At 66.6% G+C, this 24,890-nt stretch carries 17 protein-coding genes; 7 read left to right on the plus strand and 10 right to left on the minus strand.

Annotated features, from left to right (window positions below; all coding sequences use genetic code 11):
* The 4 genes from rfbD to rfbC all read right to left on the minus strand — a co-directional run.
* Nucleotides 1-669: dTDP-4-dehydrorhamnose reductase (gene rfbD, locus Q1A85_RS21610; protein WP_299694756.1), on the minus strand; the 669-nt coding region annotated here is incomplete at its 3' end.
* Nucleotides 666-1,328: a sulfotransferase family 2 domain-containing protein gene (locus Q1A85_RS21615; protein ID WP_299694759.1), complete on the minus strand. Its 663-nt coding sequence runs from the start codon at nucleotides 1,326-1,328 to the stop codon at nucleotides 666-668. The genes Q1A85_RS21615 and rfbD, both read right to left, overlap by 4 nt.
* The gene (gene rfbB, locus Q1A85_RS21620; protein ID WP_299694762.1) at nucleotides 1,328-2,368 is read right to left on the minus strand and encodes a dTDP-glucose 4,6-dehydratase; all 1,041 of its coding nucleotides are present in this window, start codon (nucleotides 2,366-2,368) and stop codon (nucleotides 1,328-1,330) included. Before rfbB ends, Q1A85_RS21615 begins: the two co-directional genes overlap by 1 nt.
* Nucleotides 2,365-2,925 (minus strand): dTDP-4-dehydrorhamnose 3,5-epimerase, encoded by a 561-nt coding sequence (rfbC, locus tag Q1A85_RS21625; RefSeq protein WP_299694765.1) that lies wholly within the window; start codon nucleotides 2,923-2,925, stop codon nucleotides 2,365-2,367. Before rfbC ends, rfbB begins: the two co-directional genes overlap by 4 nt.
* Before the next feature lie 111 nt (nucleotides 2,926-3,036).
* Here rfbC and Q1A85_RS21630 point away from each other — a divergent pair, with 111 nt between their 5' ends.
* Nucleotides 3,037-4,041: a glycosyltransferase gene (locus tag Q1A85_RS21630; RefSeq protein ID WP_299694768.1), complete on the plus strand. Its 1,005-nt coding sequence runs from the start codon at nucleotides 3,037-3,039 to the stop codon at nucleotides 4,039-4,041.
* Between the two features lie 3 nt (nucleotides 4,042-4,044).
* Here the strand turns inward: Q1A85_RS21630 and Q1A85_RS21635 are convergent, their stop codons facing one another.
* Nucleotides 4,045-4,866 carry an ABC transporter permease gene (locus tag Q1A85_RS21635; RefSeq protein ID WP_299694771.1) on the minus strand — a complete coding sequence of 274 codons (822 nt, stop codon included), beginning with the start codon at nucleotides 4,864-4,866 and terminating at the stop codon, nucleotides 4,045-4,047.
* 129 nt (nucleotides 4,867-4,995) lie between these two features.
* Between Q1A85_RS21635 and Q1A85_RS21640 the strand changes: the two genes are divergently transcribed.
* The 5 genes from Q1A85_RS21640 (at nucleotide 4,996) to Q1A85_RS21660 (ending at nucleotide 10,239) form a co-directional block, all read left to right on the plus strand.
* Complete coding sequence (locus Q1A85_RS21640; protein WP_299694774.1) at nucleotides 4,996-6,318, plus strand: sugar transporter; 1,323 nt, start codon at nucleotides 4,996-4,998, stop codon at nucleotides 6,316-6,318.
* Nucleotides 6,319-6,340: 22 nt separating this feature from the next.
* Entirely contained in the window at nucleotides 6,341-7,009 is a 669-nt protein-coding gene (locus tag Q1A85_RS21645; RefSeq protein WP_299694776.1) for an ABC transporter ATP-binding protein, read from the plus strand.
* An 87-nt stretch (nucleotides 7,010-7,096) separates the two neighbouring features.
* Nucleotides 7,097-7,891, plus strand: coding sequence for a sulfotransferase (locus Q1A85_RS21650; protein ID WP_299694778.1), 795 nt, complete (start codon nucleotides 7,097-7,099; stop codon nucleotides 7,889-7,891).
* 6 nt (nucleotides 7,892-7,897) lie between these two features.
* Nucleotides 7,898-9,334, plus strand: a complete 1,437-nt coding sequence (locus Q1A85_RS21655) for a glycosyltransferase (protein WP_299694780.1) — start codon at nucleotides 7,898-7,900, stop codon at nucleotides 9,332-9,334.
* Nucleotides 9,331-10,239 (plus strand): class I SAM-dependent methyltransferase, encoded by a 909-nt coding sequence (locus Q1A85_RS21660; RefSeq protein ID WP_299694782.1) that lies wholly within the window; start codon nucleotides 9,331-9,333, stop codon nucleotides 10,237-10,239. Before Q1A85_RS21655 ends, Q1A85_RS21660 begins: the two co-directional genes overlap by 4 nt.
* A 5-nt stretch (nucleotides 10,240-10,244) precedes the next feature.
* On the opposite strand, the gene Q1A85_RS21665 is transcribed toward Q1A85_RS21660, so the two are convergent.
* The 3 genes from Q1A85_RS21665 to Q1A85_RS21675 form a co-directional block, all read right to left on the minus strand.
* Entirely contained in the window at nucleotides 10,245-16,400 is a 6,156-nt protein-coding gene (locus Q1A85_RS21665) for a glycosyltransferase (protein WP_299694785.1), read from the minus strand.
* Between the two features lie 3 nt (nucleotides 16,401-16,403).
* The gene (locus Q1A85_RS21670) at nucleotides 16,404-17,870 is read right to left on the minus strand and encodes a hypothetical protein (protein WP_299694787.1); all 1,467 of its coding nucleotides are present in this window, start codon (nucleotides 17,868-17,870) and stop codon (nucleotides 16,404-16,406) included.
* Between the two features lie 178 nt (nucleotides 17,871-18,048).
* Entirely contained in the window at nucleotides 18,049-20,694 is a 2,646-nt protein-coding gene (locus Q1A85_RS21675) for a calcium-binding protein (protein ID WP_299694790.1), read from the minus strand.
* A gap of 410 nt (nucleotides 20,695-21,104) precedes the next feature.
* Between Q1A85_RS21675 and Q1A85_RS21680 the strand changes: the two genes are divergently transcribed.
* Nucleotides 21,105-22,475, plus strand: a complete 1,371-nt coding sequence (locus tag Q1A85_RS21680) for a DUF2793 domain-containing protein (protein WP_299694793.1) — start codon at nucleotides 21,105-21,107, stop codon at nucleotides 22,473-22,475.
* Here Q1A85_RS21680 and Q1A85_RS21685 read toward each other — a convergent pair.
* Both Q1A85_RS21685 and Q1A85_RS21690 read right to left on the minus strand, forming a co-directional pair.
* Nucleotides 22,472-23,296, minus strand: coding sequence for a methyltransferase domain-containing protein (locus Q1A85_RS21685; protein WP_299694796.1), 825 nt, complete (start codon nucleotides 23,294-23,296; stop codon nucleotides 22,472-22,474). The two genes, Q1A85_RS21680 and Q1A85_RS21685, sit on opposite strands and share 4 nt — an antisense overlap.
* A 90-nt stretch (nucleotides 23,297-23,386) precedes the next feature.
* Nucleotides 23,387-24,826 carry a mannose-1-phosphate guanylyltransferase/mannose-6-phosphate isomerase gene (locus Q1A85_RS21690; RefSeq protein ID WP_299694799.1) on the minus strand — a complete coding sequence of 480 codons (1,440 nt, stop codon included), beginning with the start codon at nucleotides 24,824-24,826 and terminating at the stop codon, nucleotides 23,387-23,389.
* Nucleotides 24,827-24,890 lie beyond the last annotated feature (64 nt).

The following is a 24,890-nucleotide window of genomic DNA, read 5'->3' on the forward strand; positions in this document are numbered from 1 at the left end:
TGTTTCGCGCGCGAAACCGGCCCACGAGGTCACAGGCGCGCCCGCATAGTGATAGGTGCCGCCCCCCTGCCCGTCCCGCATGGCATCGGCCATGGTCAGCAGGGCGCTGGCGATGCCCCGCGCGGGTGTCGGCCCGCCGATCTGGTCATCGACCACGGTAAGGGCATCGCGTGTCTCGCTCAGCCGCAGCATGGTACGCACGAAATTCGCGCCATATTCCGAAAACACCCACGAGGTGCGCAGGATCGCATGGGGCCCACCAGCGGCGCGCACGGCGTCCTCTCCGGCCCGCTTGGTGCGGCCATAGGCGTTTTGCGGGTCAACGGGGTCGCCGGGCTGATGCGGGGTCTCCCCGGTCCCGGCGAACACGTAATCGGTCGAGATGTGCAGAAACGGGATGCCCTCGCCCGCGCACAGTTGCGCCATCGCCCCCGGCGCGTGGCCGTTGATGGTGAGGGCCTGGTCTTCTTCTTCTTCGGCGCGGTCCACGGCGGTGTAGGCGGCGGCGTTGATCACCACGGACGGGGCATGGCGCAGGATTTGCGCGGCACAGGTGGCGGGGTCAGACAGGTCCGCCTGATCCCGGCCCAGCATCACCATCTCGCGCGGGGCTGCGAGGTCGGCCAGTGATCGCGCCACCTGCCCGGTGCGGCCAAAGACGAGGATCATGTGGCCCCCTCCATGTCCTTTGGGTTTTTCGGATAGCCGAAGCGTTCGAAATCCGCCGCATAAAGCATGGCCACCGTGTCCAGAACCCGCGGCGTCAGATGCACCGCTTCGGGCGTGTCACCGATGCGGTCTGCCAGCACATTGGCGGGCGCAATCTCGCGCGGGCCGTCCTCAAGGCCGGTCACGGCGTCGATCCACCCCACCACGGCATCCAGCCCATCCTCCATGCGGAACACCTCTGCGTTCTCGGGCACAAATTCGACCATCGGGCGCAGGTGCCCGTGCAGGGTGTAGGGCCCAAGCGCCACGCTGCGCGGCACCGTTTCGACCCAGCGCTGAAACGACATTTTTGGGGGCAGGGCGTGGCCCACATCGCGCTGGAACAGAAAGGCCGAGCGCAGGCGCGTCACCGGGTGGCGCACGGTGGCGAATATCCCGTCAAACAGCGCATCGGGCAGCAACTCGCGGCGCACCGCCTCGGGCATGTGCTGGGGCGGTGTGAGGCTCCAGGCCTCTGCCGGGTCGCGAAAGCCGTAGCTGGGATCGCGCAGGCCCAGCGGGCCAAAGCGGGTCTCCAGATAGCGTTCGATGGCCGTGCCCGCACATTTGGGCACGTGGGCGAAATAGAGCCACTTATCGCGCGCGCGGACGACAGGCATCAGCCGGTCCCCAGCCGTTTGCCCACCCCGTCGCGGGCCTGTAGGGCGCGCCACCAGTCGGCATTGTCGAGATACCAGTCCACGGTGCGTTCCAGCCCTTCCTCGACCGTGACGGACGGGCGCCAGCCCAACTCGTCGCGGATGCGGGTGGGGTCGATCGCATAGCGCGCGTCATGTCCGGGCCGGTCGGTGACAAAGGTGATCAGATCCGCATAGGATCCGTCGTTGAGGGGGCGTTTTGCGTCGAGGATTGCGCAGAGCGTCTGCACCAGTTCCAGATTGGTCCGCTCGTTTTCGCCGCCAATGTTGTAGCTTTCCCCCAGCGCGCCCTTTTCCAGCACGCACAAGAGCGCGTCGGCGTGATCCTCCACATAAAGCCAGTCGCGCACGTTGGAGCCGTCGCCATAGATCGGCAGCGGCTTTTGGGCCAGCGCGTTCAGGATGATCACCGGGATCAGCTTTTCCGGGAAATGGTAGGGGCCATAATTGTTGGAACAGTTGGTCAGCACCACGGGCAGGCCGTAGGTGTGGTGCCATGCGCGCACCAGATGGTCGCTCGCGGCCTTGGAGGCCGAATAGGGGCTGCGCGGGTCGTAAGGGGTCGTTTCCGTGAACATACCCGTCTCGCCCAGTGACCCGAACACCTCATCCGTCGAGATGTGGTGAAAGCGGAACGTGTCGGGGCGGCCGCACCCCTCCCAATAGGTGCGCGCGGCCTCAAGCAGGGCATAGGTGCCCATCACGTTGGTGTCGATAAAGGCGCCGGGCCCGTCAATGGACCGGTCCACGTGGGATTCCGCCGCCAGATGCATGACGGCATCGGGTTTGTGGTCGGCAAAAACAGTCTCTAACAAGGCGGAATCGCGGATATCACCCTGCACGAACGTATATCCGGGCGCGTCCGCGACGGACGCCACATTGTCCAGACAGGCGGCGTAGGTCAGCGCATCAAGGTTCACAACCGCATGGCCGCGCCGAATGGCCAGCCGCACCACCGCCGACCCGATGAACCCGGCCCCCCCTGTCACCAGCAGCTTCATGCGGCATCCCCTGCGGGGAACGGGCTGTCCCATGCTGCGAAACGCGGGGCGGCGGCGTCCTTGGCCGACAGGACCGGATCGCCCCCGAGCGGCCAGTCGATGCCGCAGCTGTCCCATGCGACGGCCCCGTCACAATCGGGGGCGTAGAAGTCGGTGCATTTATAGACCACCTCCACGTCGTCGGTCAGCGTGACAAAGCCGTGCAGAAACCCCGCCGGGATCATCAGCTGTTTGCCGTTCTCAAAGCTCAGTTCGAGCCCGAACCATTGCCCGTAGGTGGGTGAGCCTGCGCGCGCATCCACCGCCACATCCCACAGCGCCCCGCGCCCGCAGCGCACCAGCTTGGCCTGCGCGTGGGGCGGCGACTGGTAGTGCAGGCCGCGCAAGGTGCCGCGCCGGGCCGAGAGCGAATGATTGTCCTGCACAAAGTCATAGTGCAGCCCCGCCTCGGCCATCACCTGCGCATTCCAGCTTTCGCTGAAGAACCCGCGATCGTCACCAAAGCGGCGGGGCGTGAGGATCGTCAGGCCGGCGAGCGGCGTGGTGTCGATCTGCATGGGCGTGACTCCTTGTTGCCAAAGGTTCTGCCACCCACACCTGCGAATGGCCATGACAAAGGCGCGCCCGGGTTTGACACGGGGGGCCAATTGTGGACTGAGGGCCATAGAATGACCGATGCTCCCAAGATATCCCCCACCCCCTGCGGCCTTGTTGCGGTTGTGGTGACCCACAACCGGTTGGCGGCGTTGCAGGTGACGCTGGCGCGGCTGCTTGAAACCGCGCCCGCGCATCTGGCGCGGATCGTGGTGCTGGACAATGCCAGCACCGATGGCACCGGGGACTGGCTGGCACGCCTCGGGGACCCGCGCCTGGACGTGCGGCACAGCGCGCAGAACACCGGCGGGGCAGGGGGGTTCGAGCAGGGTATGCGCCACGCCGTGGCCACCTATGACCCCGACTGGCTGGTGGTGATGGACGATGATGCGCGGCCCGATCCGGGGGCGCTTGCGGCCTTTCACGGGACGGATCGTACCGGCGCCGAGGCCTGGGCGGCGGCGGTCTATCATCCCGACGGGCGGATCTGTGACATGAACCGGCCCTCGCGCAATCCGTTCTGGCGCCGGGACGTGCTGTGGCGGACACTGCGCACGCGGCGGCGGGACGGGTTCCACCTGGGTCCTGAGGATTATGCCAGCGACACGCCCTGCAGCATTGACGGGACGTCCTTTGTGGGCTTTTTCATCTCGCGCGCGGGTGTGGCGCGGGCTGGATTTCCCGATGGCAGCCTGTTCATCTACGGGGACGATGTTCTGTATACGCTGGGGTTGACGGCGCGGGGCGGGCGCATCCTTTTCGACCCTAACCTGCGGTTTGAGCACGCCTTTACCACGATGACGGATGGGGATGCGCGGTTCACGCCCTTGTGGAAATGCTACTACCACTACCGCAACCTGCTGATGGTCTACCGGCTGTGCGCAGGCCCGTGGTTCGTGCTGGCGGGACCTGCTGCGGCGCTCAAGTGGCTGGCCAAGGTACACCATTACAAGGGCGCGCGGGGGGTCTTTGTCAGGCTGGTGCTGCGGGCGGTGTGGGACGGGGCGCGGGCGCGCACGGACGTGTCCTTTGACCAGGTGCGGGCCTGGGCCGCCGAGCCGGAGCGCGACACCCCCTAGACCCTAGCGGTTGAGGATTTCGCGGTGGAACCGGCCCATCAGCAGCACCCCGAGAAAGATCAGGACGCCGGACACGCTCAGCACATAGAGCGGCGAGGCGTAATCGGCCTCGTAGGTGGGATAAAAGCCCGCGCGCATCAGGCCGGTGACGTGGATCACCGGATTGTACCACAAATAGACCTGGATGCTTTCGGGCATGTGTTCATAGAGAAACAGGATGCCCGAGATGAAGATCATCGGCCGGTTCGCAATGCCCCAGACGTTCAGCCAGATCGGAAAGAACCCGAACATCACGCAGTTGCACAGTCCCACGCCGACCCCCAGCACGGTGGCCAGCCCGATGGCGGTGATGATGGGTTGGATGTCCAGAAACAGGGTCACATCCGTGGCCGCCACAAACAGGATGAACAGGATCAGCATCACCAGCACATCCGTGAGCACGGTCAGGATGACCCGTGCCAGCACCGCATCAAGCCATGTCACGGCCGGGTAGAACAGCAGGGCCCGCGAAAAGTTCATGGCCCGCGCCACGTTGTTGGACAGGTTCATATACAGCTGGAACGGCAGCAGGCCGGTGGCGAAGAACAGGATGAAGTTGTTGCCCAGCGGCGGCACCCGGACCAGCAGGTAAAACGCGGCCGCCAGCACCAGGATCATGCCCAGCGGTTCGACGATGGCCCACAGATACCCCCCCGGCGAGCGGCCATAGCGCGTGGCCATCTCGCGCAGGACCAGCGCCATCACGGCGCGGAAGGTGGGAAAGGACCGGTTCACCCCCTTGCCGGGTCGATGCAGGGCGGAAACCGGTGCGGATATGTCCGACATGCTGCTGGGCTCGTGACAGGTGTGTTAAACCAAGCATATGTTACATCTGGAAAAAAGGAACCCTCTTGCTTGGGTGCCCGCAAAAGCCCAGAACGGTGACGGGACGAGGATCAGAGGCTTGGACGAGACATGAGCGACAAGACGGCGTCTGGCACCAAAAAGAAAACCCCGCTGTTCGTGCGCCCGGCCAAGGGCAATGCGATCCGTCTCTTGACGGAGCTGGACGGCGGTGGCGCGCAGGCCGCGCCACAGACCGCCGATACGACCCCGGCGCAGGCATCCCCTGCACCGGCAGAGGCCGAGGCCGCCGCCCCCAACGCCCCGCCGGTGCCCGCCGCACGGATGCACGGGCGTCACTGGGGGCTGATCCTGTCCTTTGGCATTTTTGTCATCGTGCCAGTCCTGCTGACCGCGCTCTATCTGTGGCAGGTGGCAGAGGATCAATACGGCTCGACCGCGGGCTTTACCGTGCGCCAGGAAGAACGGCAGGGCGCGTCGGAACTGCTGGGTGGGCTGGCCGCGTTGACCGGCGGGTCCGCGGCAGGCGACACGGAAATCCTGTATGAATTCATCCGCTCGCAGGCGCTGGTCCGCCGCGTCGACGCAGATCTTGATATTCGTGGCCATTACAGCGCGCGGTGGGAGGCCGACCCGGTCTTTGCCCTGCGGCCCGGGGCCGCGATCGAGGATCTGGCGGAATACTGGGAACGCATCGTGCGGGTGTCGCATGATCAGGGGGCCGGCCTGCTGGAGGTGCGGGTGCGTGCCTTTGACCGCGACATGGCGCAGGCGATCGCCACCGAAATCGTGGCGCGCAGCCAGGACATGATCAACGAACTCAACGCGCAGGCGCGCGAAGACGCTATGCGCTTTGCCCGGTCCGATCTCGAAGAGGCGGTGGCGCGTCTGTCGGCGGCGCGGCAGGCGCTGACCTCGTTCCGCTCGCGCACGCAGATCGTGGACCCCGAGGCCGATATCCAGGGCCGCATGGGGGTGATGAACAACCTTCAGCAGCAATTGGCGCAGGCGCTGATCGAGATGGACCTGCTGTCGGAAACCACCAGTTCTGGCGATCCGCGTCTGGTGCAGGCCGACCGGCGCATCGAGGTGATCCGCGACCGGCTTGCCCGCGAGCGCATCGCCGTGGCCCGCGGCGAGGAAGGTGCGGTGGACGGGCAGGATTACCCGTCGCTGATCTCCGAATTCGAGGGGCTGGTGGTGGAGCGCGAGTTTGCCGAGGAAAATTACCGCGCCTCGCTGGCGGCGATGGACCTGGCGCGCGATGATGTCATCCGCCAAAGCCGGTATCTGGCCACCTATATCCGCCCGACGCTGGCCGAGACGGCGGAATACCCGCAGCGGGATGTGATCCTGGGGCTGGCGGCGCTGTTTGCGCTGCTGAGCTGGGCGGTGGGCTGTCTGATCTTCTATTCGATCCGCGACCGCGGCTGAGCCGGGCAGGGGCGCGCGTGGCATGATCCGCTTTGAGAACCTGACCAAGAGTTTCTGGGTCCGGGGCCAGCGCAAGGTGGTGATCGATAATCTCAACACCACGCTGCCCACGGGGCGGTCGCTGGGGCTGTTCGGGCTCAACGGGGCGGGCAAGACCACGCTGATGCAGATCATCGCGGGGACGATGCATGCCGACAGCGGGCGGGTGGTGTCGGATGGGTCGATCTCTTGGCCGGTGGGCTTTGCCGGGTCGTTTCACCCGGATCTGACGGGGGCGCAGAACGTGCGTTTCATCGCGCGGATTTACGGCGTGGACACCGAGGCTCTGGTGGCCTTTGTCGAGGATTTCGCCGAGCTTGGGCCACATTTCAACGCGCCCGTGCGCACCTACTCGTCGGGCATGAAATCGCGGCTGACCTTTGGCACCTCCATGGGGGTGCAGTTTGACACCTACCTGATCGACGAGGTGACGGCGGTGGGCGATGCGGCATTCCGCAAGAAGAGCCAGAACCTGTTTCTGTCCCGCATGGAGCGGTCCAGCGCCATTCTGGTCAGCCACGAGATGGGCCAGATGCGCAATTTCTGCGATGCGGGCATCGTGCTGCATCAAGGCAAGCTCAGCTATCTGGACGACATCAACGATGCCATTGAGGTGCATCTGGACAACGTGAGCCGTCTGTCCAGGGGGTAGGGTCAGATGTCGGGTTGTCTTGGCCGGTCAGGGCAGGGATAACCCCGTGGGTCGGCATGGTCGTGGAACGCAACAGGAGAGCAGGATATGGTGCGCGCAAGCAATCTCGTGGCAAAGCTGCCCCTGCTGGGTGGCAAGCGCCAGCGTGATCCGGGCGTGCCCATGGGCCGGTTCGTGGTCATGGGCCTGCCGCGGTCGGGCACCACTTACCTGATGATGCTGCTGGACGCGCACCGGGACATTGCCTGCACCGGCGAACAGTTCAACCCGCGCGCCGTGGTTGATGTAAAGTCCCAGGACGACAGTGCCGAGGTGGTGCTGGCCCGCGATAGCGACCCGCTGGCGCATCTTGCGGGGGTCTTTGCCGCTGCGGATGCGCGTGGTGTGGCGCAAGGTGGGTTCAAGTTCATGCTGGGCCACAATATCACCGTGCTGCGCGCACTGGCCGAGGACCCGGAGCTGCGCATCATCTACGTCTGGCGCGAGAACCGGCTGGCGCAGATCGCCTCGCTGTTCAAGGCCGCGCAGTCCCAGCGGTGGGCCCAGACCAAGGTTGACGCCCACGTGACTCAGAAGATCGAGGCGCGCCCGCGCCAGATTTCCCAGCGCTGGCATGAATTCGCCACCACCGATTTTCTGACCGCGCAGTGGCTGGACACCCTGCCGCAACAGGTGCTGACGCTGGAATACCGCACGCTCTTTGCCCCGGAGACACCAAACAAACTGTGCGAATTCCTCGGTGTAGAGCCTGATTCAAGGATGGTGAGCCCGCTGGTCAAGCAAGGGGCCAACCGGGTCATCGACCGGTTCACGACGCCGGGGCCCATTGCCCACTACTTTACCCAGATTGGTCGCAAAGACTGGCTTGGCGAGGAGCTGTGACGCCCCGTGCGCGTGCTTTTTGTCAATTGGGTCGACTATCTGGATGCCGAGGGCCGGGGTGGGGGCGTGAGCCTGTACCAGCGCAACCTGATGGCCGCGCGCCCCGGTGATGACACGGTGTTTCTGGCTTCGGGCACGTCCTATGACCTGCGGCCCGGTCCGCCCCGCTGGGAACAGATGCGCCACGGGCCGGACCGGGACCGCGCGCGCCGCTTCGAGATCGTGAATTCCGGGGTCATGGCGCCTGCCCATGTCAGCTTTGGCGATCCCGCGCAGGTCACCCACCCCGCCACCGAGGCGGTGTTCTTTGATTTTGTGGCCCGGCAGGGGCCGTTCGACGTGGTGCATTTCAACAATCTCGAGGGGCTGCCTGCCGGAGTGCTGCGCCTTGGGGACCGGTTCCCGGGCACTCGGGTGGTCATGTCGCTGCACAACTATTACCCGTTCTGCCCGCAGGTGAACCTGTGGCGGCAGGAGCGCGCCCACTGTACCGACTTCGAGGGTGGTGCCGCCTGCGAGACCTGCCTGACCGTGCGCCCCGCGCCGCGGTCTGTGCGGCTGGCGGGGGGGCTGTCCTACCGGTTGAAATGCGCAGGTCTGGAGCCGGGCACGCGGGTCTATGACGGGGTGTTCAGGGTGGTGATGGGGCTGGGCCGACGCGGTCTGGCGCTGTTGCGCGCGCTCCGGCCCAGCCCGGCGCAGGCCCCGCCTGTGTCGCAGGCCGGTGCCTATGCCGCGCGGCGCAGCGCCATGGTCGGGGCGATGAATGCGGGTTGTGATGTGGTTTTATGTGTGTCGGATGCGGTGCGGGACATCGCACTTTCCTACGGGTTAGAGCCTGATCTGGCCCGGACCTGTTATATCGGCACAGCGCAGGCCGAGATCTGGGCGCAGAGCGCGCCGCGCCCCCTGCCGCCCGGCCCCCTGCGCATCGCCTATCTGGGCTATATGCGCCGGGACAAGGGGTTCTTTTTCCTGCTGGACGCGCTTGAGGCCGCACCGGATGCGCTGCTGGGACAGCTGCATCTGGTGGTGGCCGCGCGCAGGGGTGAGGAGGCTGCGATGACCCGCCTCGAGGCGCTGCGCCCGCGCCTTGCCGCGCTGGACTGGCATGACGGCTACACCCATGCCGGGCTGGATGGGTTGCTGGGGGATGTGGATGTGGGGCTGGTGCCGCCACTCTGGGCCGACAACCTGCCGCAGGTGGCCATCGAGATGCACAGCCGGCACATTCCGCTGCTTTGCTCCGACAGGGGGGGGGCGCAGGAACTGGCGGGCTGTGATGCGATGGTGTTTGCTGCGGGCGACGGCGCGGCCTTTCGGGCGCGGCTGGCGGCGCTGGTGGCCGGAGAGATCGACATGGACGCCTATTGGCGGTGTGCGCGGGCACCGGTGACCATGGCGCAGCACGTGGCTGAACTGGAAAGGCATTATCACCCATGAAGGACAGCCTTGATCCCGGCGGCTACACGCTGCCGCCCACGCTGGACGCGCAGCTGGCGGCGTTGTGGTCCGAAGACCATTTTGCGGTTGATGGCAGTGACCTTGGGTTTCTGAACATGTGCATCGCGGCGGCGCGGCCTGCGCTAATCCTCGAGATCGGCACGGCGACGGGGCTGTCGACGGCGGCCCTTGCCGTGATGCAGGGGCATCATGGCATTGCGGGCACGGTCCGGTCCTATGATCTGCGCGATGTGCTGTGGTTCGACGAGACCCGCGCGGTGGGCGACCTCGTGCCGGAGGTGGCAGGGGCCGAGGCCGGGCGGGTGCAGCTGACATCCGGAGTGACGGCGCTGGCGGTGGCGCAGGACGTGGCGCGGGACGCGGCGGGCATGGCGTTCATCGACGCCAGTCACCAGCACCCCTGGCCGCTGCTGGACACGCTGCTGCTGTTGCCGTTGCTGGCGCCGCGTGCGCCGGTCGTGCATCACGACCTGCAGCTGTACCGCAATGCCGACAACCCGGTGGGGGTCGGGCCCAAGCTGCTGTTTGATCAACTGGCCCCGGCGCAGCGCGCGGTGGCGTCGGATCTGGGCCTTGGGGTGGCCGACGTGCGCACCCCCAGCCGCAGCGCGGCGGACAACGTGTTCCTGATGTGGCGGCGCGAGGCGCTTGGGCGGCAGGGGCGGGAACTGTCGCGGGGGCTGTTGCTGCCCTGGACCCTGACGGATCCGCTGGAGCCTGCATTGGTGGCGCAGATCGCGGAGCGGTTGCGCGCGCATTATCCGGGCGAGGTGGCCCGCAATTTCGAGATCGGCCATGCCCGGTTCTGCGATGCACAGGCACGGGCCGCGGCCCGGGTTGCCCCGCCGCTGCGGGGGCTGCGCGCCCGGCTGGGACGCGCCTAGCCGCTTCAGCCGCCGAGCCGCGCCCGGACAAAAGGCACGTCGGCCCAGGGCAGGGACAGGTCGGGGTCGTAGATCACTGCGCGCCCTTCGGAGCTCAGCGCAAGGTATTTGCGGTACTCCTGAGCATCACCCCAATGCTGCTTGCGCGCCACCTCGTCCTGGGCCTTGCGGTAGAAGTCGGCATTGTACTTGAAATGGCCAAAGAACAGGTCGCGGGCGGCCCGGCGTGGTCCGGTGACAAAATGCAGCCCCGCCGACAGGCGCATCCACGGCTGGTACTTCAGCAGCGCCACCTTTTGCGCGGCAAACAGGTCAGGCCGCGTGCCAGGGATCAGCCGGTGGCGCAGCGCCGAGGTCCACAGTGTCTGGTCCGAGAACGGCCCGCGCGTCAGCGGATTTTCCGCAAACGGCACCCGGTCGGCAAAACCCGCCTGCGCAAAGGGTGACACGCCGTCGAATGTTGCCTGTTCCAGCGGTCCCTGCGGGTACATGTCCAGCATAAAGATCCGGGCAGCCTCGGCCCCGTCAAAGTCGGTGCTTTGCAGCAAATCGGTCAATGTTTGGGTCTGTTCTGCCTGCCAGACCAACAGCTCGTCCGCGTCCGCCACCAGCGACCAGCGCCCAACCCGGAAGGCCGCCAGCATCGCCTGCTGCCAGGCCACGCCGTATTGCGACAGCTTGTAATCTGTATCGACCGAAAACAGCGCCACATCGGGCTGTGCCGCGAGGTATTCGCGGGTGCCGTCATCGGACAGGTTGTCGGCAATCAGAAAGCTGTCGACGCCCAGGGCCCGGTAATGGGCCAGAAACTGCGGCAGCATGAAGCGTTCGTTGCGCATGACGGCCACTACGGCCACCTCTGCGTCGCGGGCACGGGTCACGGTGTCCGGCGCGCTGATCAGCTCCAGCGCGTTGGACTGGTAGCCAAGGCGCGGGGGCTGGAAACTGGGCCAGATCTTGGACGGTTCCAGCTGTGTGGTGTCGCGCAGCGCGCGCACGGCGTCGTGGCCCAGATGGGTGTCGAGATGGACCTGCTGGGTGGGGGCGGCGCGCGAGGGGTAAAAGCCTGCGTTCCAGTAGGCCACCGGCATGGCTTCGGAAAAGCTGCGCCGCCGGATCGAGGTGATATAGCCAGGCGTGGACAGGAATATGCCGCCCAGATTGAGAAGATCGCCCAGCAGCTTGTCCTCCATGAAGGAGGCCTGGATCAGGGCGCGGCCCTCGGGGCTGTCGGCGGCGGTGAGGGCGGCGTCCATTGCATCGCGGGACAGCACGTAGCCTGATCCGCCATCAGCATAGGTCGAGGGTTCGGGCGATTTGTCGAGCTCCAGCCTGCCGCGCTCGGAGGAGGCCTTGGCCTGATGCCACGTGCGGTCCATCTGGCCTGGTGCGCGGTATAGCTTGCGGCCCATGTAGTCGCATCCGCGCCAGGACAGATCGCCAAAGAGGTTCTGCGCGTCCACCAGACAGTCGTCGTCGATCTTGAACATATGGGCGTGGGCCGTGTTGCGCCGCACCCAGTCGATGGTGGCCAGTGTCTTGGCTGGCAGGCCTTCGTAGTCGTCGGGGGCGTCCACATGCAGCACATCCCCGTCAAGCCGCCCGTCACCATTGCCCACCACGATCACATACGGGATGCCCATGGCCGCAAGGTCCGACAGCCAGCTGTCGCGCAGCGCCGGGATGCGGTCTTCCAGATAGGGATGGCAGGAGAACACCGTGACAATCACATCATTGAGCGGATGCGGCGGGCGCAGGCTGTTTGGCGGGTCGGCAGGCGGCAGGGCGGGCAGGGGCGGCAGGGTGCGGGCGGAGGCGGCGGTGTCGGTGGTGCCTGCAGGCAGACGGGTGTAGCGCGCCAGCACGTCGCCTGCCTCCGGCAGGCCGGACGCGGCCAGCCGCGTCAGCCCCATGCGCACAGCGGGGGCGCGGCGGCGCCAATAGGCCGCCTCTTGCCGGGGATCAGCGGGGTCGGTTCTGTCCTGCGCGGCAAGCCAGTCCGCGACGGCGCGCCGGGCTGTTGCATCCGGCAGCGCGGGCAGGAGGGTCATGGCCAGCCCGAGGCCAAGGTAGTGCGCGCTCTCGAGGTTCAGCCGTGCGAGGTCTGCCAACAGGGCGGGCAGGGCGTCGGTGTCCGTGTCCGCGCCGGCCAGCAGCGCAGCGATCCGGCGGTGCACGTGGCGTTGCAGGGCGCCATGCGGCCCGGCCTGCTGTTCCGGGGTCATCACGCGCAGCGTGTCGGCGACCATGTCTGCCGTTTCATGTGTGGCGGGGGCGGTGCCGGGCGCGGCCATGTGGCGCAGGGCCGCCAGAGCCGCGCCATGGGGGCCGGAGGCGGCTGCGGGCAGCAGCTGTTCCGGGGTCAGGGCCGCGCCATCGGTGACGGGCACGCCGGCGGGCCCCAGATATTCGACCCGCGCCCGGGAGATGTCAGCGGCGCCAAGCTGTTCCAGCTGTGTCAGCGCCGCGGCCCGGTCCTGTGGGTCCGTTGCCGTCTCAAGCCGGGCAAAGGCGGCCCGCGCGAGGCCAAGGCGGGACGGCAGATGAGCGGTATGTGTCTCTAACACAGGCTGTTCCCAAAATGCCCGGCTGAGCGCATAGGCGGCGATGAGCGTATCCAGCGCACGGGCCGCCTGTGGCGCGGGCAGACGGTCAAGGTCGGGTACAAGGCCCGCAGCCCAGGCCGTGAGTACATGACATGGGGTGCGGCCCCAATACGCCTGCGCCTCGCGTGTCAGCCAGTCCAGCAGGTGATCCAATACGGCTGCGCGCCCTTGGGCGCTGATGCGTGGATCGCCCGCCTGCGCACGGGCACCGATCCAGGCCAAAGCCGGGGTGACCCGCCAGCCCGGTCCGGGGCCGGTAACCTGGCGCAGGCTGTCCAGCAGTTCGGCTTCGCGTCCGGCCAGCCACAAAAAGGGCAGATCGGCGGACAGAGCCCAGATGTTCTGGCCTGTGACGGCACCTGTGACTGGGTGTGGCAGCAGGTCTGCGCCCTGCGCCGTGTCGTACAGTGCCTCGATGTCTCCGGGGTGGGTCGCGGTTTCGACCAGCACCCGCAGGATGTGCCGCGCGGCAGCCGGGTCGGCGGGCAGATCCGTGGCGCGCGCCGCTCCGGTACCCATCCGCCGGGCGCGGGCGACAAGATCGGTCATCAGAGCCCCAAACGGATCGGCCTGGTGCATGGGCGCGCGGGTGACGTCCGGCAGCAACGCCTCGAGCGCAAAGCGCTGGGTGAGCCGGGCCAGTTCGGCCCGTGCGCCAATGTCGAGATAGGGGGTCAGCTCGGCCAGCGCCACATGTTCGATGACCTGCAGGATCAGGTCGGCGTCGCCCATGGGCAAGCCGTGGCGCAGCAAGGTGGCAACGCGTGCCGCCAGCGCCTCGCGGGTCAGGGACAGGGTCTGGTCCGCCTGTCCCGGTGCCTCGTAGCGCAGGACCACCGCCTGTGCCGGAGCCCGCCCGGCCCAGGCGCGGGCGGGCAGGCTGGCGCGCTGGCCCGGTTGGTCCGGGGCCAGCCCCATGGACAGCCGGTCCAGCGGTGTGTCGGTGCCGTCGATATACAGCCGGGCGCCGGGCTGGACCTCGCCCGGCAGGCGCAGCTGCAGTCGCCCGTCCAGAACGAGCCCCGGCGCGGAGGCATCAGGGCGCAGGTCCAGCGGGGTCAACCCACCTTCGAGCGCGAAATGGGTGATCTGGTTCAGCCGTGTCAGCCCGCCCCGGTGGCGCAGCGACCGGGTGTCCAGCGCCCAGAACAGGGCGCCGTCCAGCCACAGGCGGACAGCCTGCCGGTTGCGGGCTGGCGCGATTTCAATTGCCAGTTCCACGCCGGTGCGGGGCAGGGGGCAGGCCCGGTGCCGTTCGCGGCGCCACAGCCCGTCGGGGCGTGTGTCGTTGCAGCTGACAAGGCCTGCGTCCTGACGCAGGCTGATATGGAGCGGGACGCTCTTTTCGTCGCCCGAATAGAACGAGATGTTGGCAAAGGACGTGGCCTCGAAGCTGACCAGAAAGCGGGCCAGCGCCGCGCCTGTTTCGGGACCTGTTTTGCGACCGGTGCCCGCCATGTCACCGCCTGTGCCGGGGCGGGTCAGCGGAAAGGCGTGGACGCGCTGATCGGGATAGAGATCGTGCAGAGCAAGCGGGCGGGCGCGGCTTTCTCCTGGCAATGTGCCGCCTGCGGCCAGTCGGGCGCGTTCGCGCGGCAGGACCAGACGCATCAGGCCCGCGCTGTCAAAGAGCCGGGCGAATTTCGGGCCGATCTGGGGGTCAAACCCCGCAGGCCAGGCCTGCCCGGTCCGCCCCATGCCGTGCCACGCGATCAGGGCGGCGGCACCCATTTGGGCCAGCGCGTGCCCGACGCGCCCCCGGGCTGGTCCCTCCAGCAGCCAGAGCCGCAGCGCGCGCGCCAGCAGCCGCCGTTCCCATCCACGGGGCAGCGCAAAGACGGCGATGGCTGGCATGGCCGCGCAGAGGCGGGCATGGTCGCGCGCCAGCCGGTGCAGCGGGTAGGGCCGGGACAGGCTTCCGCGTGCGGCGGCATCGGGGTTGATCGTGATGTCCGGTTTGGGCAGGTATACGGCCCGCTCGGCCAGCAGCAGCGCGCCCAGGACCAACGCCCATTCCCCGTGCCGTCCACAGGCAGCGGGGCGCAGCCCGTGGGTGTCCAGAAAATCACGGTCAAAGACGACCCCCGATATGGCAAGATCCGCGGCCAGCGCCTGGCGCGTTTGCGCGGTGAACGGGGTGGGCACATGCGTGTGCGCGGGGATGTAATCCGGCTCGAACCCGGCATGGACTGCCGCTTGCGTGCCGTGGCGCCTCGCCGACAGGCTCATCTCGGCCCCGGTGGTCAGCAATGCTTCGACCCGGTCCTGAAACGCCCAGGGGTCCGGCAGGTCACCTGCATCGCACCACGCGACAAAGCGGCCCGTGGCGGCCTCCAGCCCTGCGGCGCGCGCGGTGCCGGGATTGTTGCCGGAACTGTGCCGCACCCACGCCCAAGGGGCGACCCAGCCGGGGCATTGTGCCGCCAGCACCTTGCGCGCGCGGTCCATGCCGGCGGGATCGTCGCAGAGGATCAGCAGCTCGAACCCCGGCCCACGCTGGCGCATGAGCGCGCCCAGCGTGGCCGCCAGTGGCCCGCTGTCGCGCCCGTCCCACGGGATTACCACACTGAGCGGCAGGGTGCCGTCCAGTTCCAGCGCCCAGCTGGCCAGAATGCCCTGTGCCGGGTCGGGCTGGTAGTCGATTCCATGTGCGGCCAGCGTGTCGCGCGCTGCGGTCACAAAACGCGCCCGGCGGGCGGGATCATAAAGCGCTGTGCTGCGCTCGCTCAGCACGCGGCAGGCCAGAGTGGCGGCCGCTGCGCGCCCTTCGGGCAGAGGACCGTCCGTCAGCAGCGGCAGGATGTCATCCAACACGGCCAGCTGTTCAAAGATGCGCTCGCTGTCGGTTTCGGTGATTTGGCCGGGCCGTTCCCGGGTTTGCTCGTAGAGTGGATCGGCCAGGTGCAGGATGTGGCCTGCGCGCAGGGCCAGGTGCAGATAAAAGGCGTGGTCCTCGAACCATGTGCCTTCGGGAAACCGCAGGTCGCCGACAAAGGTGCGCCGGTACAGCTTGTTCCAGGCCGAGGGATAGTGCCGGATGATGTCGGTCGCGCTGCGGAAGACAAACTGCTGGCGGCCCGGTGCCAGCGTGGGGTCCGGTGCGTCACAGATCGCCGAATGCAGGGTGCTGGTCCCATCGGCGAACCGGTTGCGGATCGCGCAGGCCACCCAGGGGCTGTCCGGGTGATCGGTCAGCGCGGCCAGCATCAGTGACAGGAAATCCGGGCACAGGGTGTCGTCGCTGTCCACAAAGGCCACATAGGCCCCGCGCGCGGCATCGAGTCCGCGGTTGCGCGCCGCCGAGAGCCCGGCATTGTCCTGCCGGATCAGGCGAAAGCGGGGGTCGTCGCCTGCGGCCTCCTGCGCGCGGGTGGCGCTGTCATCGGGGCTGCCGTCGTCGATCATCAGCACTTCGAAGTCGCGGTGAATCTGGGCGCGCAGGCTGGCGATGCAGGCCCCCACGTGATCGGCCACATCGTATATCGGAACGATAACGGAGATCAGCGGCGTATCCGCAACGGACCCGTCAGGGTCCGGGGAGGTGCGCGCGGTCACGGCTCAGCTCTGGAGACGACAGTGTATGTCATGCCATCCGGGTTTCTGGCCTAGGGCGCGCGCCTCTTCGCGGCGGGTCTGGACCACGACCACATGCTGGACAAACGCGTCGAGATCCATCCAGTTTTCCGGTGCCAGCTCGCGCCCGAAACAGCCGCTCATGGCGGCCGTGAACCGCATCGGCACATGCCGGCCTTCGCGGGCGGGATGCGGTGGCGGATCCAGATGCTTGGCCCCCTGCCGGACGATCTGGAATTTCTGATACCCCAGTTCTGCCATGTGCAGCAGGATATGTTCCCAGTCTCCGTTCACCTGAAAGGACAGGTTCGCGGGCAGGCCATGATCGCCGGTGATCCCGGTCACCAGATCGCGCTCGCCGCCCGGGGCCTCGACCTTGACGTAATGGGGCAGGCCGTATTTGGCGGTCGCCTCGTCGATGAGGGGGCGGGGTGAGCCGGTGGGCGACAGGTCAGTCTGCGTGACCAGCAACCGGCCCGCCGTGATCTCGTCCGACAGGCGCAACTTGATTGCGGCGGCCTCTTCGACGTCATGGGGTACGGCAAGGACCGAGAATCCCTTGGCCAGATAAAAGGCGGCGTCATCCCCCATCCCTGCGCCCACGTCGATGATCAGGCCGCTTTGCGGGGCGGTGTCCTGCGTGGGCGCGGGCGTGACGGCAGGGGCGGGCACATGGCTGCGGGTGGCCTGTTCAAAGCGAAAGCCCTCGCTGGCATAGACCTGTTCGAGCCGCGTGCGCAGGGCGTCCATGTTGGGCACTGCACCTGCGATGCTCTGGGAGTTCTGCGCCTTTTCGGTCAGCGCCTCGATCAGCAGCGCCTCGTATTGGGGGTGATCGTCGGGGACGATCCCGAGACAGGCCAGTACTTCTTCGATGGTGCGGCGCCCGGTTTCGAAATCGCCGTAGATTTCTTCGAAATAGACCAGCAGGGGCGTGTGCAGGGCTGCGTCGAACTGGCTGGCCAGCCAGCGCCGCAAGGCGGCACAGGCGGTCATGTGGTTGCAGGCCTGATCGATGTCCACCGGTTCGAGCGTGCGGTGCCCCTGAGCGATCTCGGTATAGATGCCGGTGGCCTCTTGGGCACCCCATGCCCCGGTCACCTTGGCCAGTTCGAGCGAGATGATGCGGTCCACCTCGGCGCCGCGGTCCAGCACGATATGGCGGTAGCCGCGCGCCGAGGCCGCCTTGATCAGGGCCATGTTGACCATCTCGGGAACCAGTTCGTAACAATGTTTGATCAGGGGCCGATCCGCGAGCGCCTTGTCCAACCCGTCCATCAGGCGGGTGGGGTCCTTGTGGTCGGTCCAGTCCCGGGTGATCTGGCCGAACTTGCGATCCGGGTTGAAGGGCTCGTGCTGGGTGCCGGGATGCTCGGAAAGCGTGGTCAGCAAGCTGGTGAAGGTTGTCCCACCCGTGCGGCGCATGGTCCAGATGACGAAAGGATCGCTCACCCCTGGGCTCCAGTTCTTGGAAGTAACTCGTCTGTGGAACGTGCTCTAGCATTCTGCGGGGTGTGCAACAAGAAGACCGCAGGGCCAGTGACGCCGGGGCCGGTGGGATGCTGCCGGACTGATATATACATAAGTTGGGTAATCTGTATTATGTAAAATTTGAACGAGAGTCCCGATCCTACAGGAACAGGAAGTCGCCCGCATCGAGCGTGCCGATCTCCACATCTTCGAGCCGGATCGTGCCGTTGCCCAATTGCAGGATCACGTCGCTGCCCTGCTGTGACAGTGCGAGGTTTTCGAACCGGCTGGCACCGCTGCCCACGACGATCATGTCTTCTCCCGGGGCAAAGTCGCGGATCACGTCCGCGCCCTGATTGGCATAGAACACAAAGCTGTCGGCCCCGGCCTCGCCCACAAGGGTGTCGTCGCCGGTCCCTCCGGACAGCTCGTCATTGCCAGTGCCGCCCCAGAGCGTGTCGCGGCCTGTGCCACCGCTCAGCGTGTCGTTGTCCTCGCCACCCAGAATCATGTCGTCGCCGCTCTCGCCCGACAGCAGGTCCTGCCCGGTGCCGCCTTCGAGCAGGTCATTGCCGGTGCCACCCCAGATCATGTCGTCGCCGTTCACGCCCAGCAGCGTGTCCGCGCCGTTGCCGCCGTAGCCGGTGTCGTTGCCGCGACCCAGGTGCAGCTCGTCATTGCCGTCCTCGCCGTAGACCAGGTCATTGTCTGCCCCGGCGCCCATGAAATCGTTGCCCGCACCCCCCCAGAGCGTGTCGTTGCCGGCATTGGCCCAGAACGTGTCATTGCCCAGATCTCCCCAAAGCTGATCCTGACCCGGCCCGCCGCCGACAACGTCATTGCCGTCACCGCCATAGACAAGGTCGTTGTTGCGCCCGCCCCAGAGCACATCATGGCCGGTTTCGCCCTGGACCAGATCGTCTCCTGTGCCGCCGCCCAGCGTGTCGTCGCCCGCACCGCCCCAGACCTCGTCATTGTCGGCGCTGGCCCATGCCTCGTCATTGCCGTCACCGGCCCGCAGCGTGTCGTTGCCGCGCGCGCCGCCCAGCGTGTCATTGCCCGCGCCGCCGATCACCACATCGTCGCCCGACCCGCCCCAGACCTCGTCATTGCCGCCTTCGCCATCCAGCGTGTCATTGCCCGCGCCGCCAAAGATCAGGTCGTCGCTGTCGCCACCGTCGACCAGATCGTCGCCGGACAGCGCTTCGATCGTGTCGCTCCCGTCAAAGCCGCGGATCGTGTCTTGGTTCTCGGTGCCCTGCAGAGCGTCGCCGCCCCCTGTTCCTAGGATCACGTCGCCTGCATTGGGGTCCAGCACCAGCACCCGATCCGGCCCGACAAAACCGCCGGGAAACAGATCGCCGGCATCCAGCGGGGTGCCGGCTGCGTTTTGCACTTCGATCACCGCGTCGCGGAACGTGATGCGGGCACCGGTGGCGGTGGGGATGATCGTCAGCTGCCCCACCGAGCGCAGCATCGGGAAATCAGACATGTCGATCTGGTCCACCCCGGCAGTAAAATCGGTGATCACCGTCAAGGTGGCGTCGGCATGGATCACGAACCGGTCAAGCCCGGCGCCGCCGGTCATCTGGGCTCCTGCCGCACCGGCGATCAGGATGTCGTCCCCGGCCCCGCCATTGAGCGTGTCCATACCGGTGTCCGAACCGACCAGCATGTCCTGACCTGCGCCGCCCGTGAGCGTGCGGACGCTTGCGGTGGCTTGCTGCGTGTCCGTCACGGCGCTGAGGTCGATGTTGAATTGGGTCAGCCCGCCGGTCACGCCACTGCTGGCAAAGACCTGCATGTTATCCCCGCTGAGGGTCGCGGCGAGCTGGTTCACGTTTTCCATGCCGGACCCGGCCGTATGCACCATGGTCTGCAGGTGGATCAGCCGTCCGTCGGGCGCGATGGTAAAGACGCTGAGCCCGTCATCGCTGCCCCCGGCCACCACGAACACCCGGTCACCGTCCTGCGCCACGGCAAGGCTGGTGACGTCGTCAAACCGGGTGTGCAGCGTGTCGAGGATATGGTCCACGGGGGTCAGCGCGCCGGTGGCATCCAGCCGCATCACGCTGAGCGAGCTGGACCCGGCGCTGCCCAGCACCACCCATGTCTCGCCAAAAGCGGTCACGGTTTCCATCGCGGTGGGCACGCTGATGCCGAGGCCCTGCGCGGCCCCCGAGGCCCCGACCTGGGTCAGCGCACCGGTGCTGCCGGAAATCTGGTAGCTGATGACGGCGTTGTTCTCTTGATCGGTGGCCAGCAGGTAAGTGGCGTTGCCGATTTTGACAGTTTCGATCTGCGCACCCGCGCCAAAGGAGAACGCGGTGGCCTGAAAATCGGGGCCAGCCCCGTCCTGCCCGTTTGCGTCCCCGTTTGCACTGTGTCCGGGCAGGCTGTGGACCGACAGGGTGCCGCTGGCGCTGTCGACCACATAAAAGCGAATACCGCCCGATGTATCGGCCATTGCCATGCTGCCGATCTGGCCGACAGCCCCCGACAGGGGGGCGATCTCGTTCAGGGTCTGGATGGTGCCGTTGCCGCCGAGCGCGAAGCTCATCAGGTCGTCATCAGGCGTGCCGCCAAAGACCAGTTGGTCAGTGCCGCCCACGTTGACCACCTCGACCACACCGGCGGCGGCACCGGCGCTTTGGCCGTTGAAATACTGCTGGTCGAGCAGCGAGGCCATGCCCCCCGCATCGTCCAGCGCATAGGCGGTCAGCCCGCCCTGGGATCCGGTAGACGTATAGAGGACATTGCCCCCGCCCACATTGGCGATGGTGATGTCGCGTAGGTCGATGTCCAAAGCATCCTGACCTGTTGAAAGATGACCTTGCCGTTGCAGGTACATTGCGTCGCCCCATTTCTTGTGACGCCACAGATGGCGGGCGGCCGCGGCAAAGGCTGTGCGAAATCAAGGCAGAATTCGCGCTTTCCCGGCAGATTTTTGAAAGATTTTAGGAGACGGTCCCAAGGTGGCCGGAGCCTCCGGCCCAGCCCCGCGTGCGCCTCCGGCCCAGCCCCATGTGCGCCTCCGGCGTGGCCCCACGTGCGCCTCCGGCCCAGCCTCATGTGCGCCTCCGGCGCGGCCCCATGTGCGCCTCCGGCGCAACAGCACCGCACGCCCTCTTTGCCCTTTGGTAACCCGTTTTTAACATCTTTCCGCAGCCGCGACCCGGGCCATTCGGCCCTGTCCCACCCAAGGAGAATTTGGCGATGCAAGATGTCTCTGCCCGGCTGTCTTTGCCCTATATCCAACCCTCACAGGCGCAAAAACACGTCACCCATAACGAGGCTATCGCACAGCTGGATCTGCTGGTGCAGATGGTGGTCGAGGGGTTTGATGCGCAGACCCCACCGGGCATCGTGACCGAGGGCGATATCTGGGCGCTTGGTGCCGCCCCCACAGGCGCATGGGCCGGACAGGCCGATCAACTGGCGGCCTGGGACAATGGCGGCTGGCGCTTTATTGCGCCGCAGTATGGCTGGCGCGCGGTGTCCCGTGCGGATTTCACCTTGCGCATCTGGACCGGCACAGCCTGGGACCTGCCCGCCGCAGGCGCGCTGAACCAGCTTGAGGGTGTGGGCATCGGCACGGATTTTGACGCGGTCAACGCACTGGCCGTGTCGGCAGAGGCCAGCCTGCTGACCCATGCAGGTGCGGGCCATCAGCTCAAGGTCAACAAGGCAGGCGCGGGCGACACAGCGAGCCTGCTGTTCCAGACCGGGTTTTCGGGCCGGGCCGAGATGGGCACTGCGGGCACGGATGATTTCGAGATCAAGGTGACCGCCGACGGCGCCAGCTGGGCCACGGGTCTGCGTGTGGATGCGGGCACCGGCAAGCTGGAGGCCCCCGAAGGGCTGAGCGTGACCGGCCAGATCACCGGCACAGCGGTGATGTCGGGGCTCACCGACACCACCCCGGACCGGCTCTTGGTCAACGGGGCGCACGGGCTGGGCTCCCTTACCCCGCCGCTTCTGGATGACATCGATGCCACGACCACGGCCACGGGGCTGTTCCGCACCAGTGGCACCACGTCGGGCACCTTTCCCACGGGCCAGCAATTCGGCCACCTTTTTGTCAGCCGCTACGGGCCCAGCGACGGGGTGCAGATGTTCTGGAACGTGGTGGACGGTGCCATGTACCAGCGCCGCTACCGCGCGGCATCGGGCGGCTGGCAGAGCTGGCGCAAGGCCTGGGACAGCGGCAACACCACTGTTGATGCCAACGGGTTCGTCAAACAGGCCTCGCCCATCGTGCGTCTGTCAGATGACGGGATCGAGGAACCGGTGACCGCGGTAGGCGCGCAATTCACCCGGGTGGGCACGGGCCATTACACATTGTCGGATGTGGGCCCGCTGGCCACCACCGGCTGGCAGATCGAGGTGCCGCAGGATCACAATGGCAATCGGCTGGTCTTTGTCACCACCACCCATGACGCAGGCACCGGGGTGTTGACGGTCTGGACCGAAACGGTGATCTGGGACGATGCCAACGGCGTCTGGGCCGGGGGCGATCCGGTGGACATCCCCGAAGGTCGCTGGGTCGATATCCGGCTGGAGGACACCGACGCGGCGGCGGCCTAGGCCTCCGTTTCGGTTTCGGTTTCCGTTTCTGCCAGACCCGGTTTGCGAAAACAAAAGAAGTGGTCATCGCCGCGATCCGCGGTGCTGGCCTCCAATGTCTCAAAGATCTTTACCCGTCTGGCCGGGTCACCCGCGACGGAAAAGAAGTTGAACATGCTTTCATAGGCGACCTGTTCGAAGGCGGCAAAGAACGCCTCAAGCTCGGGGCGGGTGTATTCACGCACATGCGGACGGAAGACCATCGGCGGGGCGTGTGACAGCAGATTTTCCAGCACCTTCAGCGAGGCCGCATTGGGCGTGGTGATAAAGGCGAGCCCGCCGGGTTTCAGCACCCGGTGGATTTCGCTCACAAAGCTGCGGATGCCGGTTTCGCGGAACAGCACCACATCGTCGAACGATTTTTCCGGACGGTCCTTGATGTGTTCGATCACCTCGAAGGAGAACAGCACATCGGCGAAATCATCCGGCGCGTCGATCTCGAGGCGCAGATCGCTTTCGGTGGCGTAGCATTCATTGTCGCCATTCAGGAAATCGAGGATCGGGCAGGACCCGCCGGTCTCCAGAATGGTCAGGCCGCGCATCTCGGGATTGACCCGGGCGATGGCGCCGAAGGTGGTGATGTAGCGCAGCAGGTGCTGAGAATATTTGTAGCCGTCATCGGCGCACAGAAAATCCATGAACCGCGCAACAGAGGTGTTGCGATACTTGGCCGGGGGAAAGCGCCGCTGCGCCTCCTTTAACAGAAACTCGTACTTGGCCGTGCGGGTCTCGTTTGCCGACATACCCCACGTGCTCACCTTGCTTTCCGAGAGCCGCTGCATGTGAGTGTCCTTCTTGTCCCCGGCCCCACCAGGCCTTTGCGGCCATAGCCGAGCGCAGGGGCTTTTTCAATCCGGGTCTGCCCCGGCGCACTACCCCTTGGCACCCTGCCCGCGGGCATAGATGTCTTCGTAACGCACGATGTCATCTTCGCCCAGATATGTACCTGTCTGCACCTCGATCATCACCATGGGCTGTGCGCCGGGGTTTTCCATTCGGTGCACCGCCCCCAGCGGCACGTAGACGGACTGGTTTTCCTCCACCAGTCTGACCGTGTCATCAATGGTGACGCGGGCCGTGCCCTCGACCACGATCCAGTGTTCGGCGCGGTAACGGTGGCTTTGCAGGCTGAGCGATGCGCCGGGGTTCACCACGATGCGCTTGACCTGAAACCGGGTGCCAACCCCGAGGCTTTCGAACCAACCCCACGGGCGGTAGTCGCGCGGCAGGGTCGTGGCCTGATCCGCGCCCTTGGCCCTGAGCGCCTCGACCGCTGTCTTGACCTCTTGCGCGCGGTCCTTGTGGGCCACAAGCACGGCGTCGGGCATGGCCACGGCGATCACGTCCCGCAGCCCGATGCCGACCAGTTCCTGCCGTGTGTCCTCGGCGCGCAGCAGGGTGTCGCGGCATCCCAGTGCGGTGGCGGGCCCTGCGGTCACGACACCATCCGCGTCGGGGCCCGCCTCGCGCCAGACCGCGTCCCAGCCACCCAGATCGGACCAGTGCCCGCCAAAGGGCATGACCGACAGATTGTCCGCCCTTTCCATGACCGCGTAATCAATCGAGATGTCCTCCAGCGCGTCCCAGGGGGCAGGGGCGAGCCGGGTAAAGGCCAGATCGGCCTCGGCCCCGTCGAGCGCGGCGCGCACGCCCTCCAGCATCGCGGTATCATGGGCCTCAAAGGCGGCGATGAGCGTGGCGGCGGAAAACAGAAAAATGCCTGCGTTCCACAGGTGCTGGCCATCTTCCAGCATGGCCTGCGCCGCGGCGCGCTGCGGTTTTTCGACAAAGCCCCGAAGGGCCTGTGGGCCTGCGGGGTCCGGGGCCTGTTCCAGCGCCAGCCAGCCATAGCCTGTCTCGGCCCGGTCGGGCGTGATGCCAAAGGTCACGATGCGCCCGGCGCGCGCAGCAGGTGCGGCGGCGGCCACGGTATCGCGGAACGCGCGCGCATCGGGGATGACGTGATCGGACGGGGCCACGAGGACCAGCGCCTCGGGGTCCTGCCGGGCAAGGTGCAGCGCCCCGGCCAGAATCGCGGGCGCCGTGTTGCGCGCGGCAGGCTCAATCAGCACGGCGGCAGGCATCTGTTCGATCGCCGCCATCTGCTCCAGCACCACAAAGCGGAAATCGCTGCCGGTGACGACCACGGGTTGTGCAAACCCGTCTCCGCACAAACGCTGCGCCGTGGCCTGAAACAGGCTCTGATCGCCGATCAGGTCGACAAATTGCTTGGGGTAGGATTTGCGCGACAGGGGCCACAGACGGGTCCCCGACCCACCACAGAGCAACAGGGGATACACGAGGTTGGACACGATACAAACAAGCTCCGTTCAGGCAGCAGGCACGGCCCCGTGCCTAGCCCGTGTCCCGGCCCGT

Origin of the sequence: uncultured Tateyamaria sp. (assembly GCF_947503385.1) — a bacterium.
Classification (GTDB): domain Bacteria; phylum Pseudomonadota; class Alphaproteobacteria; order Rhodobacterales; family Rhodobacteraceae; genus Tateyamaria.

Excerpts from the sequence above, each read along its gene's own strand:
- Q1A85_RS21635 (WP_299694771.1), bottom strand. The coding sequence starts at position 4,866 with ATGTCGGACATATCCGCACCGGTTTCCGCCCTGCATCGACCCGGCAAG.
- Q1A85_RS21650 (WP_299694778.1), top strand. The coding sequence starts at position 7,097 with ATGGTGCGCGCAAGCAATCTCGTGGCAAAGCTGCCCCTGCTGGGTGGC.
- Q1A85_RS21680 (WP_299694793.1), top strand. The coding sequence starts at position 21,105 with ATGCAAGATGTCTCTGCCCGGCTGTCTTTGCCCTATATCCAACCCTCA.
- Q1A85_RS21645 (WP_299694776.1), top strand. The coding sequence starts at position 6,341 with ATGATCCGCTTTGAGAACCTGACCAAGAGTTTCTGGGTCCGGGGCCAG.
- rfbC (WP_299694765.1), bottom strand. The coding sequence starts at position 2,925 with ATGCAGATCGACACCACGCCGCTCGCCGGCCTGACGATCCTCACGCCC.
- Q1A85_RS21615 (WP_299694759.1), bottom strand. The coding sequence starts at position 1,328 with ATGCCTGTCGTCCGCGCGCGCGATAAGTGGCTCTATTTCGCCCACGTG.
- rfbB (WP_299694762.1), bottom strand. The coding sequence starts at position 2,368 with ATGAAGCTGCTGGTGACAGGGGGGGCCGGGTTCATCGGGTCGGCGGTG.
- Q1A85_RS21640 (WP_299694774.1), top strand. The coding sequence starts at position 4,996 with ATGAGCGACAAGACGGCGTCTGGCACCAAAAAGAAAACCCCGCTGTTC.
- Q1A85_RS21630 (WP_299694768.1), top strand. The coding sequence starts at position 3,037 with ATGACCGATGCTCCCAAGATATCCCCCACCCCCTGCGGCCTTGTTGCG.
- Q1A85_RS21660 (WP_299694782.1), top strand. The coding sequence starts at position 9,331 with ATGAAGGACAGCCTTGATCCCGGCGGCTACACGCTGCCGCCCACGCTG.
- Q1A85_RS21685 (WP_299694796.1), bottom strand. The coding sequence starts at position 23,296 with ATGCAGCGGCTCTCGGAAAGCAAGGTGAGCACGTGGGGTATGTCGGCA.